Source organism: Nocardioides houyundeii, from assembly GCF_002865585.1.
GTDB lineage: Bacteria > Actinomycetota > Actinomycetes > Propionibacteriales > Nocardioidaceae > Nocardioides > Nocardioides houyundeii.
Genome location: NZ_CP025581.1, coordinates 569283 through 582680, shown reverse-complemented (window position 1 = coordinate 582680; position 13398 = coordinate 569283). Strand labels below are relative to the sequence as shown.

Below are 13398 nucleotides of genomic sequence, written 5' to 3'. Positions count from 1 at the left end.
GGTGATCACTGGCTCCTGGATTGTTGGGTCGGGGAAGGTGCGGCGAGGCGTACCAGGGCGTCGAGGGCGATGACGCCCTCGCCGACACGCTGGACCGCTACCGGGTTGATCTCGGCCTCGACCACGTCGGGTCGCGCGAGAGCGAGCTGCGAGACGGCGACGACGGTCTCGACCAGGGCCTCGAGGTCTCCCTCGGGGCCACCGCGGAAGCCGCGGGCGATCTGCATCGCCTTGACCTCGGCGACCATCTCATGGGCCTGCTCGGCGGTGACTGGCGCCAGCCGCAGAGCGGAGTCCTGGTAGAGCTCGGTGTGCACGCCACCGGCGGCCAGCAGCACCAGCGGACCGACGGTGGGACTGACCCGGTAGCCGACCAGGGCCTCCAGGACGGTGTCCTGCACCATCTCCTGGACCAGGAACCGGTCCAGCTCCACCGAGCTGTCGTAGGCCGCGACGTTCTCCACGATGGTGGAGACCGCGTCGCCGATCCCGGCGTTGTCGGCCACGCCGAGGACCACCGCGCCGGCGTCCGACTTGTGCGGCAGCTGCTCCGAGAGCGCCTTGACCACGGCGGGGAACCGGGGTGCGGCCGCGGGCACCGCGTCGGTGCCGCAGGTGGTGGTCACCGGGAACCGGACGCCGAGGGCGGCCAGCACCTCGGCCGAGCCGCGCTCGTCCAGGGTGTTGGTCTCCTCGGACACCGTGATGGCCGAGCGACCGGCGAAGACCGCAGGCTCCAGCGGCCGACGACCCACGGTCGCTGCCACCGCCTGAGCGCAGGCCTCCGCGGTGCGGAAGGCGGGCACCCCGGCCCGGTGGAGCAGCTCGACCGAGGCGAGCGCGTCGGGCAGGGCCCAGGCCGCGACCGGCACCGGGCCGTGGGCGGCCTCGGCGATGGCGCTGACCGCAAGCTCGGGGTTGAGCCGGGCCGAGGAGCCGATCACGAAGAGCACCAGGTCGAACTCACCGCTGCTGCGCAGCACCTCGAGGGCGCCCTTGACCAGCTCGTGCTTGGTGCCGGCCAGGGTGAGGTCGATGATCAGGTTCTCCTCGATGTCCAGGCCGAGCGCCTCCAGCCGCGCGAACACCGCACGGCTGGGCCGGGCGACCGAGACGCCGAGGGTCTCCAGCTGGTCGACCAGGATCGCCGCGCCGCCACCGGTGGAGGTGATGACCGCGACCCGGTCGCCGCCGGTGGCCACCGGCGGGCCGACGCGGCGCTGCAGCGCCTCGGCCTCGATCAGGGCCTCGAAGTTGTCGACGCGGGCGAAGCCGCAGGCTGCGAAGAACGCGTCCGCCTCGTCGTCCTCACCCGACAGGGCGCCGGTGTGGGAGACGGTGAGGGCGGCGGCGGCATCGCTGCGACCGAGCTTGTAGACGGTGACCGGCTTCTGCCGGGCGGCCGCCTGCACGGCGAACTCGCCGAGCTCCGCGGCGTTCTCCAGCGACTCCATGAAGAGGGTGTAGGAGCCGACCTCGGGATCGTCCAGGGTGGACTGGCAGATCTCACCGAGGGTCAGGTCGACCTCGGAGCCGGTGGAGACGAAGCCCGAGAAGCCGAGACCACGGGCCTTGGCACGCGTCATCAGTGCACCGATGACGCTGCCGGACTGGGAGGCCACGAAGGACGACCCGACCGGGATGCCCTCCTCGGCGAAGGCGGCGTTGGCGGTGAGCATCAGGCCGTTGCGCGGGTTGACCACGCCGATGCTGTTGGGGCCGACGATGCGGACGCCGTACTCGGCGGCCACCGCGAGCAGTTCCGCGAGCCGCTCGGCACCGTCGCCGGTCTCGCCGAAGCCACCGGAGAGCACGGTCACCAGGGGCACCCCGGCACGACCGCACTCGCGGACGGCGTCGGTGACCAGCGGCGTGTTGGCCACGATGAAGACGTGGTCGGGCACCTCGGGCAGCGAGGCGATGTCAGGCCAGGCGCGCTCCCCCAGCACCGTCTCCCGGCGCGGGTTGACCGGGTAGACGGTGCCGGTGAAGCCCTGCTGGCGCAGGAACCGCAGGGGTCGTGCGGTGGTCTTGCGGACATCGTCGGAGGCACCGATGATCGCCACGGAACTGGGGTTGAGCAGGGCTTGGCCGAGCCGGGCCCGGGACTCGGGCGTGCGGACGGGCTGCTCTGTCAGCTGGGTCATCGGGGGTTCCTCCGGGCTGCGTCGGTACGGGCGATCACGCCGAGGGACTCGAAGGCCCACAGCTCGGCCACCAGCTCGGTGGCCGCAGCCTCCCCGATCACGGGACCGGCGAGGCGGATGAACTTGGCGGTCATCTCCTCGTCCGAGACCGGGTTGCCGGGCTCGCCGTAGGGCAGCTCGACCCGGTTGCTCAGGGTCCGGCCGTCGTGGAGCGTGAGCTCCACGGTGGCCGGCCGCAGGCGCGGGTACTCGGAGTCGGACTGCTCGTCGGCCAGCACGCGCACCCGGCCGACGAGGTCGAGCAGGGCGCGGTCGCGCCGGGCCTCCTGGCCGAACTCGGTGAGTCCGACCTCGTCGTGGGCCAGGGTGGTGGCGACCGCGAACGGGATGCTCATCTGGGCGTCGAGCAGCGAGTCCACGTCGGTGGCGGCGTGGTGCGAGGCCACGGTGTAGGTCCGCACCGTGACCTCCGCGACGTCGGCCAGGGCGACACCGTGCTCGGCACGCAGCGCCAGCACGGCGTCGATCGGGCCGTGCAGGTGGCGGCACGACGGGTAGGGCTTGACGTAGGAGTCCAGCACCACCCACTTCTTGCCGAGCCCGCCGAGCAGCACGTCGACCTTGAACCCGTCGGCGGCGAAGGCCTCGACGTAGCCGTGCGGCGCCTCGATGATCGAGCGCGGCCCGGTGACCCCGGCCGCGGCCAGCTCGACGCTGACGATCGCGTCGCGGGCGGCCTTGCCCGGGTGCACCCGCTTGACCTCGGCGGACTTGCCGAGGAACGCGAAGAGCCCACCGGCGTGCGAGGCCGCGATGCCCAGCGCGTCGTGCAGCTGGTCCCCGCTGAGGCCGCGGAGCACCGCGACGCCGCAGGCGGCCGCGACCACACCGGCCAGCGGCGTGTTGTGGAAGTGGTTGCGCCAGGTGGTGGGGTGACCCGCCGCGGCGAGCCGGGAGGTCAGCTCCAGGGCGACCGCGAGGCCGCGCATGGTGGTGGCGGTGTCGCTGCCCAGGGCCTCCGCTGCGGCCAGCACGGCCGGGAAGCAGACGCTGCTGGGGTGCACCGATCCCGGCGTGTAGCCGTCGTCGACCTCGAGGCTGTGGCAGCTGGTCCCGTTGAGGAACGCAGCGCCCGGCGCGGAGACCCGGCCGAGCCCGATCGCGGTGGCCTGGTCGCCGCCGTAGGTGACCGCGACGTGGCTGGCCACGGCACGGGCCACGTCGGTGGTCGACCCCGGGACGACGGCTGCCATGTAGTCGACCAGCAGCCGGCGCACGTGGTGCTCGACCTCGGGGGCAGGGGCGCGGTGTAGCTGTCCAGGACGAAGGCGACCACGGCGTCGGTGGCCCCGTCGAGGGCGGCACCGGTGGGGCTGACCTGCGGGGTGGCGGCGCTCATCGGGCAGCACCGGCCCGCTGGTCGAAGCGACGACCGAAGATGTCCTGGGCGATGGTGTTCTTCAGGATCTCCACCGAGCCTCCGGCGATCATCCAGCCGCGGGTACGGCGCACGATGTACTCCAGCGGGAACTCCTGGGAGTAGCCGCTGGCACCGAAGACCTGCATGGCGTCGTTGGCCACCGAGAAGGCGGTGCGGTTGGCGTGCAGCTTGGCGATGGCGGCCTCGGTGGAGTCCGGGGTGCCGGCGTCGGCGTTGGCCACCGCGCGCAGCAGCAGCATCTTGGCCGCGTCCAGCTCGACCTTCATGTCGGCGAACTTCCACTGCAGGCCCTGGAACTCGCAGAGGTTCTTGCCGAACTGGGTGCGGGTCGAGGCGTGCTCGACGGCCATGTCGAACGCCTTCTCGGCCAGCGCCAGGGCACGCGAGGCGTTGCCCATCCGCTCGACGCCGAAGACCGAGAGCATCTTCTTCAGGGCGCCGCTGTCGGCCAGCACGTACTCGACCGGCACCTTGCACTCGTCGAAGAAGAGCTGGCAGTGGGACTCGCCCGACATGTGCAGCTCGCGCTTGCCGCGGGTGAAGCCCGGGGAGTCGAAGGGCACCAGCACGGCGCCGATGTCGCTGGCCTTGGGGCCGAAGCGGCACCAGACCACCGAGTGGGTGGCGTCGGGACCGTGGGAGTTCCAGATCTTCTGGCCGTTGAGGATGACGTGGTCGCCCTCGATGCGTGCGGAGGTGCGCAGGTCGGTCAGCGCGCTGCCGGCCTCGGGCTCGCTCATGCCGGCGGTGACCAGGGCCTCGCCGGAGAGGAACTTCGGCAGCACCTCAGCCTTGACGAAGTCGGAGCCGAAGTTGGCGACCTGGCGGATGGCGCCGAAGTTGGAGGCCTGCAGCGCGTCGGCGCTGTGCGGGCACACCTTGGTGATCGCCATCATCACCAGGACGGCGTCGAGCAGGGAGGCGCCCTGGCCGCCGAGCTCGACGGGCAGGGTGAGACCGGTCAGGTCGTTGTCGGCCAGCACCTTGAGGCTGTCCCAGGCGAACTCGGTGCGCGTGAACGCACGCGGGCCGAACTCGCGCTCCGCGAGCTTGGTCACCGACTCCACGAGGGCGGTCTGTTCGGGGGTGAGGCTGAAGTCCATCTGGGTTTGATTCCTGTTCGTCTCGTTGCGGGTGATGCTGGTGGGTTCGGGGTGGCGGCTCAGGCGGAGCCGGGGGTGCAGCGCTGGAGCGCCGCCTGGAGAGCGGCCGCGTCCAGGTCGGGCAGCGCGTCGGCCAGCTCCCACAGCCGGGCACTCGCGGCGGCGGGGTCCGCCACCGCTCCGACCTGGAGGCAGGAGGTGACCTTGCGGGCGAGATCCGCACGGGTGGTGCCCTGGCCGGCGCCGCCGGGCATCGCCGCCTCCGCGGAGGCAGTCGTGCCGTCGGCCAGAAGCACCTCGACGCGGGCGCCTGACATCACCGCGCTCTCGGGGAGGTCTTGGACGACCTCGATCCGCGCGGCCGCCAGGGCGATGTCCTCACGACCGAGGTCCCCGCCGTGCAGGGTGGTCAGGTCGTAGCGGCCGGTGACCCACAGTGCGGCGAGCTGCCACGGCAGGGAGAACTGGGCGTCGACCAACGGTGCTCCGCGGTCCGCGTAGGGGCGGGAGACCAGGGCGTACGCCGGGCCGGAGGGCAGGTGCGCGACGACGCGCTCGACCTGGCCCCAGTCCGGGTGGTCGGCCTGGAGCTGCTCGCCCGCGGCGACCGCGGCGTGGGTGTAGCGGCACGCGGGGTAGGGCTTGAGGGCGATGTAGCGACCCTCGTAGTCGCCGGAGAAGAGGTCGTCCCAGCCGGCGCCGGACCCGGGCGCGATGCCGAACTCCCCCGAGAGCCAGCCCGAGGGGCCCTCGACGCCCTGGGCGGCCAGCGCCGCGGCGCTCAGGCCGAACTGCGCGGCGAGCCCGGGCTGGATCCGCTTGGCGACCGAGCCGTCGACGACGGCCTGGCGGGTTCCGGGGCCAGCGCTGCACCCAGGGCCAGCGCCATCGCGTGCTCGACCTGGTGGTCCGGGAGGCCCCAGACGGTCGCGGCGGTCGCGGCGGCGGCCAGCGAGCCGAGTCCGGCGGTGCGGATCACGCCGTGCCGGGGGCCGGTCAGGCGGGCCAGGCGGGAGAGCACGTGGACTCCGGTGGTGATGCCGTCGGCGACCGCCATGCCGGTCGCCCGACCGGTGGCGGCGGCGGCCAGCGCGACCGGCACCACGACGCTCGCGGTGTGCACCACGGCCTCGTCGTGGGTGTCGTCGAAGTCCCAGGCGTGGATCAGCGTCGACGTGGCCGCGACCGCCTGCGGGGCGCCCAGCGCCAGGTCGGTCCACGGCACGCGGACCTCTCCCCCGCCCAGGGACGCCAGGCCGGAGAGCACCCGGTCCGCGTCCTGCGACGCGGTCCCGGCCGCGGCCAGGGCGAGCGCGTCGACCAGGAGCTGCCGCAGCTGCTCGCGGTCGCGGTCGTGCACCGACGCCCAGCGCCGGTTCGGCGCGGGCTGGGTCTCCATGCGGGCAATCACTGTGCGGGGCCTCCCTGTGGCTGTGGCGTGCGGGCTCGGGTGACCTGCACCACGTGAGCGGGAGCACACGGAATCACTCAGAGGGCCCTCGAGTCAATAGATTCTATAGAATCTTTTCTGTTGTACATTGAAAACCGCGTCGATGCTAAGGTCCCCCCACCCGTCGCCGATGGGGTGGTGAGGGCCACGTCGTCGGTGGGTCCCACACGAGGGAGGACGTGCGGAATGAACGAGAACGATGCGGCACTGCCGCAGAGCCGCACCGCCTATGTGCTCGAGCGGCTCAAGGCCGACCTGGAGGACGGCGTGATCAACCCGGGCGACCAGCTCCGGCAGACCGCCATCGCCAAGCGCTACGGCGTGAGCCCGACCCCGGTCCGCGAGGCACTGCGCATCCTGGCCGCGGACGGCAAGGTCGACTACACCAGCCACCGCGGGGCGACGGTCCGCGACTTCACCCCGGCGATGGCGCACGACCTCTACCGGATGCGCGCCGAGCTCGAGGGGCTGGCCTGCGAGATCGCCACCGAGCGGATGACCGACGAGGCCTTGGCTCGCGTGCAGGAGGCCAACGAGATCCTGGTCCGCGCCACCGAGGCCGGCGAGGACCCGGCCCGGCTCTCGCTGCTCAACCGCGAGTTCCACTTCTCCATCTACGCCGGCACCTCCTCCGTCGTCGAGGACTCGGTCCGCCACCTGTGGGAGCGGTTCACGCCCTCGGTCACCCTCTGGGGCGTGAGCGCCTTCAGCCAGGCGCTCGACCACGACCACGTCGGGATCATCGACGCTCTGGAGCGTCGTGACGGCGCTGCGGCCCGCGTCGCGATGCGGACCCACGTGCTACACGCCTGGCAGCTGCGCCAGACCAACGCCGACCTCCGTGCCAAGGGCAGCGAGCCACTCGCCCCCGAGGCCACCTCCTGACTTGCCCCTCCTGAGACGGCCCTCCTGGTTCCTGGCCGTCGTACTCGCCTCTGTCCTGTCCCACTCCGTGCTCAGCGGCGTCCGGACCCTGATCTCCTACCGCGCCCTGGCCCTGGGCGGCGACGGCCTCTCGGTGGGCATCATCACCGCAGCCTTCGCCATCCTGCCGCTGCTGGTGGCGCTGCGCATCGGCCGCGCGGTCGACCGCGGACTCGGGATGCTGACGCTCCGGCTGGGCCTGGTCCTGACCGTGGTGGCGGTGCTGATCGCGGCCACCAGCTCGAACCTGGTGATGCTCGGCGTCGCGAGCGCCCTGCTCGGTCTCGCCCAGATGCTGCACACCGTGGCCTGCCAGAGCGTGATCGCCCTGTGGTCGGCACCCGACCAGGTCGACGGCCGGTTCGGCCAGCTCACCCTCGGCGTCTCGGTCGGCCAGATGCTCGGGTTCCCGATCGCCGGTGGCGTCGCCACCTTGACCCACACCGGGTCCGATGCCGTGAGCACCGGTCCGGCGCTGCTGGTGATGGCGGTGATCGCGCTCGCCGCGGTGCCCCTGGCCTTCGTCTTCGCTCCCGGTGACACCAAAGTGGTCAGCCGCGTCGACGCGGCTCACGGACAGCAGTCCACGCTGGGCATCCTCTCCACCAAGGGCATGAAGCCAGCCATCTACTCCAGCCTCACCGTGCTGACCGGCATGGACCTGCTGATGGCCTACATGCCGGTGCTGGGACAGGAGCTGGGACTCAGCGTCGGCACCGTGACCGCGCTGCTCACCGCCCGCACGATCACCTCCGTCCTCTCCCGGGCCTGCATGCCCGTGCTGCTGCGCCGCGTCCCGCGTCGATGGCTGCTGGTCTCGGCCACCCTCGCCTCGGGGATCCCGATGGCGCTGGTCCCGCTCACCTCCGCCGTGGTGCCGCTGACGATCGCGATGCTGCTGATGGGGTTCTTCTGGGGCATCGGCCAGCCTCTGACGATGTCGTGGGTCACCCTGGTGGCCGACTCCCGCAACCGCGCGGCCGCACTATCGGTACGGCTGGCCGGCAACCGGCTCGGTCAGGTCACTGTCCCGGTCCTGGCCGGCGCGCTGTCCGGCCTCGTCGGGGTAGGCGCCATCTTCCACGCCAGCGGGCTGCTTCTCCTCTCCTCGGGAGCTGTCACGTTCAGCGCCACCCGCGGCCTCCCCGACGGCCGGGCCGACGCCGACGCCTGACCGGACGGGTGCTGTACTCGCCTGATGCGAGCCGTCGTCATGCGCGTCCTGTCCGCCTCGGTCGACGTGGAGGGGAGGAACGTGGCCACGCTCCCCGGTCCCGGACTGCTGGTCTACCTCGGCGTCACCCACCACGACGGGCAAGGGGAGACCTCCTGGATGGCGCGCAAGATCTGGGACCTGCGGATGCTGCCGGAGGAGCGCTCGGCCAGCGAGGTCGGCGCCCCGATCCTGGTGGTCAGCCAGTTCACCCTGTACGGCGACGCGGTCAAGGGGCGCCGACCCACCTGGGCCGCCGCCGCCCCCGGACCGGTCAGCGAGCCCGTCTACGACGCGGTCTGCGAGGAGCTGCGCACCCTGGGGGCACGGGTGGAGAAGGGCGTCTTCGGCGCCGACATGCAGGTCACCTCTGTCAACGACGGACCGTTCACCTTGATCCTGGAGCGCTGAGAGCCCGACGTCGGGCAGCACTACCCTTGCCGCCATGACCCGACTCGGAGCCGCCCTCAGCCTCGTCCTCCTGCTGGCCTGCGTCGGGTGCAGCAACGACGACGACCCCGACGTCACGACCGAGGCGAACCCCTCGAGCACACCCAGCCCGACTGCCAGCCCGACTGCCACCCCGACTGCCAGCCCGACGTGCCTCGGCGTCAGCACCGACCAGCTCGCCGAGTGGTCGGGCCTGCCCCAGGAGCTCACCGAGAGCTCGGACACCGACGCCACCCGGTGCGTCAACCTCCAGGACGAAGCCGGCATGCAGGTGGAGTGGGAGTACCCCACCTACGACAGCACCTTCACCGAGCTCGGCGAGCGCGCCGACCTGCCGGGGCTGGAGCGCTCCCGGATCGAGCTCGGCGGCGGCACCCCCGGCTGGCTGCTGAGCGGCACCGCGGTCCAGTATCCCCAGGCCAGCGTGGTCGCGCTGATCGACGGCCGCCCCTTCGAGGTGGTCGCCCGTACCTACGACGTCGGCATCGCCGAGCCCGCGGACCTCGACACCCTGCTCCGGGTGGCCAAGGGGGTGGCTGCGGCCCAGCTGCGGTGACCTCTCCGCCCTCCGGTGTTTGACGTCCCCAAATTGAGGGGAAGGTGAGCGGTGGCTGCCACGGTCTGGCGCCACGAACCGGGGGGATCACATGGGGAACGCAGAGCTCGTCATCGAGTGGGGCAACCTGGATCGGCTGTTCCAGTCGATGCAGAAGGTCGACGCCCAGTCCGTGACGATCAGCAACTACTTCAGCCGTCAGGTCTGCAGCAAGGCCGGGTTCGACTACTCCGCCTGTGCCCTGAGTCCCATCGCGGACCAGCTGGACACCCTGGACGGCTACTTCGTCGACATGCGCAAGCTGTTCCAGGAGCGCTGGGACGGCATGGTCGCCGCCATCGCGGTGACCGCGAAGGACGTCGACTCCACCGACGGCGCCATCAACTTCGACTTCCAGCACTACCTCGGCGACATGCCCGCCCCTGCCCAGGTCTTCCCGCCGCTCTCGGTGGACTACGAGTCCTTTCCCCTCCAGGATCCCGCCGACGACCTCAAGGAGCCCTCCGCGGGTGAGGACCGGCAGAAGCACGACAAGGACTGGAACGCCGTCTCCTCGGGCTACGACGGGTGCCGCGACACCATCAACTCCGCGATCGACCGGATCAACTCCCTCGGAGTTCCCGGCGTCGACCTGCCGCGGCTGAGCGAGAAGAGCCTGCAGGAGCACATCGTCTTCCCGCTCTCCGGCAACTACCGCAAGATCCAGGGCAACGCCGAGGCGTGCGGCTTCGTCGAGGACGCGATGTGGACCTGGGGCGGCAACTTCAGCGCGCTGTCCGGCAAGCTCGTCGCAGCCATGCGCGGCGACGTCCAGCTCGCTCTCTTCGCCCACCTCAACCTCTACAACGTGGTGATGAAGTCCGTGGGCACCTGCGTGCAGGCCGGCTCCGTGGTCTTCGACGGCATCGCCTCGATGTCGGAGAAGATCGCCGTGGCCGTCGAGAAGGCCCTGGTCGTGATGGGCAAGACGCTGCTGCGGGTGGCTAAGAAGCTGGCCAGCCGGGTGCTCGGGTTCTTCGGCTGGATGATGCTGGCCAAGGACCTCGTGACCCGCGGCATCGCCGCCATCACCGACATCGTCGACGACGTCCGGGCCTGTATCGAGATCATCGACGCCTGCTTCGACCTGGTCGACTCGATCAAGGCCTGGGCCGCGGCGCAGGCCGCGGCGCTGGACGCCTTCAAGGGCATCGTCGACGCCGTCACCCAGCTGCCGATGGCCACCGTGGGTGGCGGTCTGGGCGACCTCGGCCCCGTCGACCTGCCCACCTTCGAGACCAAGCTGGGCGAGATCACCTACAACTTCGAGGGCGACCCCGTCGCCACCGGCGGACTCGACGACGAACTCGAGGACCTCGGCGAGGACTACCCCGAGGTCCCTGACGACGGCGACTCCGGTGACTCCGGTGACGACGACTCGGGCGACCGGCTGATGGCCCCCGGGCCGGTCGGGGAGCCGTCGGAGTTCAGCCAGGGGGTGGTGAGCGCATGACCGGCTACTACGACGCCTCCGCTCCCCCGCCCGAGCGGCCGGACGTCCGCGACGACCTGGCCGCCCTGCAGCGCGACCAGTCCCACGTGGACCTGCTGGCCGCCCTGGAGCGGGTCGAGGAGCTCTCCGCCCGCCAGGCCGAGGAGGAGGACGGTCCCGACGCCGACGTGGTGCGACTGCTGGAGGAGATCACCGGCGCGGACGACGCGCCGCTGGCCTTCCGGTCCCTGCACGACCGGGTGGCCGCTGGGCACGCCACCTGGGCCGAGTTCTGGGCGGCGCCGCAGGACCACGCCGACGGCCCCCGGCTCTTCGCCGCCGTCATCGGTGCCCAGTCGGCGCTCAACGCCGCCGTGGCGGCCGCACCCGCACCGGACCCGCAACCTTGAGTACACCGCGGGTTCACCCACCAGTGACACACTGAACGCATGGCCTCCACGCTGCCCCTGCACGCCAGCAGTGACTCGGGCGAGGAACCCGGCACCGACCCGTTCGCGCACCCCAGCGACACCTTCGACGTGGAGCCGCCGTACGTCCCGGACCTGGCGCAGATCGCCGCGGTGAAGCAGTACGGCAACCGGTTCCTGGACCGCGAGCTGTCCTGGCTGCACTTCAACCAGCGGGTGCTCGAGCTCGCCGAGGACACCAGCCTGCCGCTGCTGGAGCGGGCCCGGTTCCTGGCGATCTTCACCAGCAACCTCGACGAGTTCTTCATGGTCCGGGTGGCCGGGCTCAAGCGCCGCATCGCCGCCGGGGTCGCCGTACGCGCCGCGTCCGGGTTGCTGCCCCGCGAGGAGCTGGAGCGGATCTGGTCGGGCGCCGGCGAGCTGATGGACCGCCAGGCCCGCGTCTTCCGCGACGACCTCATCCCCGCGCTGCGGGAGGAGGGCGTCGAGCTGCTGCGCTGGGACGAGCTGGACCGGGAGGAGCAGAAGTACTGCAAGCGGATCTTCAAGGAGCGCGTCTTCCCCGTGCTCACCCCGCTGGCGGTGGACCCGGCCCACCCCTTCCCCTACATCTCCGGGCTCTCCCTCAACCTGGCCGTCATCGTCCGGCACCCCAAGACCGGCACCGAGCACTTCGCCCGGGTCAAGGTGCCGCCGATCTTCACCCGGTTCGTGCCGCTGGGCAACCAGCGGTTCGTGCCGCTGGAGGACCTCATCGGCGAGCACCTCAAGCGGCTCTTCCCGGGCATGGAGATCGTCCAGTCCCACACCTTCCGGGTCACCCGCAACGAGGACCTCGAGGTCGAGGAGGATGACGCCGAGAACCTGCTCAAGGCGCTGGAGCGGGAGCTGCTGCGCCGCAAGTTCGGCCCGCCGGTGCGCCTGGAGGTCGAGGACTCCATGGACGAGCGGATGCTGACGCTGCTGGTCTCCGAGCTGGGCATCTCCACGGCCGAGGTCTACCGGCTGCCCGGGCCGCTGGACCTGCGCGGGCTGCACGGCATCGCCGACCTGCCGCGCGAGGACCTGCAGTACCCCGCCTTCCTGCCGACCACCCACCCGCTGCTCGCCGAGGTGGAGTCCGCCTCCCCGGTCGACATCTTCGACGCCGTACGCCGGCACGACGTGCTGCTGCACCACCCCTACGACTCGTTCGCCACCTCGGTGCAGCGCTTCCTCGAGCAGGCCGCCGCGGACCCGCACGTGCTGGCCATCAAGCAGACGCTCTACCGGACCTCCGGCGACTCCCCGATCATCGAGGCCCTCATCGACGCCGCCGAGGCCGGCAAGCAGGTCCTGGTGATCGTGGAGATCAAGGCGCGCTTCGACGAACGGGCCAACATCCGCTGGGCCCGCAAGCTGGAGCAGGCCGGCTGCCACGTCGTCTACGGGCTGGTCGGTCTCAAGACGCACTGCAAGCTCTCCATGGTGGTCCGCGAGGACCCCGACGGGATCCGTCGCTACACCCACATCGGCACCGGCAACTACAACCCCAAGACCGCCCGGACCTATGAGGACATCGGTCTGCTGACCAGCGACGACGTGATCGGCGAGGACGTCGCCCACCTGTTCAACAACCTCTCCGGGATCTCCCGCAACGCCGCCTACGAGAAGCTGCTGGTGGCCCCGGAGACGGTACGCAGCGGACTGGTGGGCCAGATCCACGCCGAGATCGCCCACCACCAGCAGGGTCGCCCGGCGCGCATCCGGATCAAGGCCAACTCGGTCGTCGACGAGGCCGTCATCGACGCCCTCTACCTGGCCTCGCAGGCCGGGGTCCCGATCCAGCTGCTGGTGCGCGGCATCTGCGCGCTGCGACCCGGCGTGCCCGGGCTCTCGGAGACCGTGGAGGTGCGCTCGGTGCTGGGCCGCTTCCTCGAGCACAGCCGGATCTTCTGGTTCGAGGCCGGCGGGGAGCCGACCGCCTGGATCGGGTCGGCCGACATCATGCACCGCAACCTGGACCGCCGGGTGGAGGTGCTGGTGCGGCTGCCGGGCCCCGGCATCGTCGAGCACGTGGGTGCCCTGCTGGATCTCGCCTTCGCCTCGGACACCAGCGCCTGGATCCTGGGCGCGGACGGTTCCTGGACCCACCAGGACGGTGACGAACATCTCCAGTCGGTGCTGATCGAGCGCCACCGTCGCCGCCGACAGGCAACCTGACTTGCGTTTGTCG

The 13398-nt window shown here is 71.3% G+C and carries 12 protein-coding genes; 7 read left to right on the top strand and 5 right to left on the bottom strand.

Annotation, left to right across the window (positions count from 1 at the left end; translation table 11 throughout):
* Nucleotides 1–5: 5 nt before the first annotated feature.
* The 5 genes from C0R66_RS02845 to C0R66_RS19265 form a co-directional block, all read right to left on the bottom strand.
* Nucleotides 6–2147 carry an acetate--CoA ligase family protein gene (locus tag C0R66_RS02845; RefSeq protein WP_101523424.1) on the bottom strand — a complete coding sequence of 714 codons (2142 nt, stop codon included), beginning with the start codon at nt 2145–2147 and terminating at the stop codon, nt 6–8.
* Nucleotides 2144–3556, bottom strand: a complete 1413-nt coding sequence (locus C0R66_RS02840; RefSeq protein ID WP_277869154.1) for an MmgE/PrpD family protein — start codon at nt 3554–3556, stop codon at nt 2144–2146. The genes C0R66_RS02845 and C0R66_RS02840 overlap by 4 nt, the downstream gene beginning before the upstream one ends.
* Nucleotides 3543–4691, bottom strand: a complete 1149-nt coding sequence (locus tag C0R66_RS02835; protein WP_101523423.1) for an acyl-CoA dehydrogenase family protein — start codon at nt 4689–4691, stop codon at nt 3543–3545. The genes C0R66_RS02840 and C0R66_RS02835 overlap by 14 nt, the downstream gene beginning before the upstream one ends.
* A 59-nt stretch (nt 4692–4750) precedes the next feature.
* A complete protein-coding gene (locus tag C0R66_RS19270; RefSeq protein ID WP_241901698.1) occupies nt 4751–5344 on the bottom strand; it encodes an MmgE/PrpD family protein in 594 nt (197 codons plus the stop codon).
* Nucleotides 5345–5472: 128 nt separating this feature from the next.
* The gene (locus tag C0R66_RS19265; protein WP_101523422.1) at nt 5473–6090 is read right to left on the bottom strand and encodes an MmgE/PrpD family protein; all 618 of its coding nucleotides are present in this window, start codon (nt 6088–6090) and stop codon (nt 5473–5475) included.
* Nucleotides 6091–6327: 237 nt separating this feature from the next.
* Between C0R66_RS19265 and C0R66_RS02820 the strand changes: the two genes are divergently transcribed.
* The 7 genes from C0R66_RS02820 to C0R66_RS02790 all read left to right on the top strand — a co-directional run bounded on the left by C0R66_RS02820 (nt 6328) and on the right by C0R66_RS02790 (nt 13385).
* Nucleotides 6328–7026: a GntR family transcriptional regulator gene (locus tag C0R66_RS02820; RefSeq protein ID WP_101523421.1), complete on the top strand. Its 699-nt coding sequence runs from the start codon at nt 6328–6330 to the stop codon at nt 7024–7026.
* Nucleotide 7027: 1 nt separating this feature from the next.
* A complete protein-coding gene (locus C0R66_RS02815) occupies nt 7028–8239 on the top strand; it encodes an MFS transporter (protein ID WP_199286780.1) in 1212 nt (403 codons plus the stop codon).
* Between the two features lie 24 nt (nt 8240–8263).
* Nucleotides 8264–8689: a D-aminoacyl-tRNA deacylase gene (gene dtd / locus C0R66_RS02810; RefSeq protein WP_101523420.1), complete on the top strand. Its 426-nt coding sequence runs from the start codon at nt 8264–8266 to the stop codon at nt 8687–8689.
* 34 nt (nt 8690–8723) lie between these two features.
* The gene (locus C0R66_RS02805; RefSeq protein WP_101523419.1) at nt 8724–9284 is read left to right on the top strand and encodes a hypothetical protein; all 561 of its coding nucleotides are present in this window, start codon (nt 8724–8726) and stop codon (nt 9282–9284) included.
* A gap of 91 nt (nt 9285–9375) precedes the next feature.
* Nucleotides 9376–10776, top strand: coding sequence for a hypothetical protein (locus C0R66_RS02800; RefSeq protein WP_101523418.1), 1401 nt, complete (start codon nt 9376–9378; stop codon nt 10774–10776).
* Entirely contained in the window at nt 10773–11165 is a 393-nt protein-coding gene (locus tag C0R66_RS02795) for a hypothetical protein (RefSeq protein ID WP_101523417.1), read from the top strand. Before C0R66_RS02800 ends, C0R66_RS02795 begins: the two co-directional genes overlap by 4 nt.
* A gap of 39 nt (nt 11166–11204) precedes the next feature.
* Nucleotides 11205–13385: an RNA degradosome polyphosphate kinase gene (locus C0R66_RS02790; RefSeq protein WP_101523416.1), complete on the top strand. Its 2181-nt coding sequence runs from the start codon at nt 11205–11207 to the stop codon at nt 13383–13385.
* Nucleotides 13386–13398 lie beyond the last annotated feature (13 nt).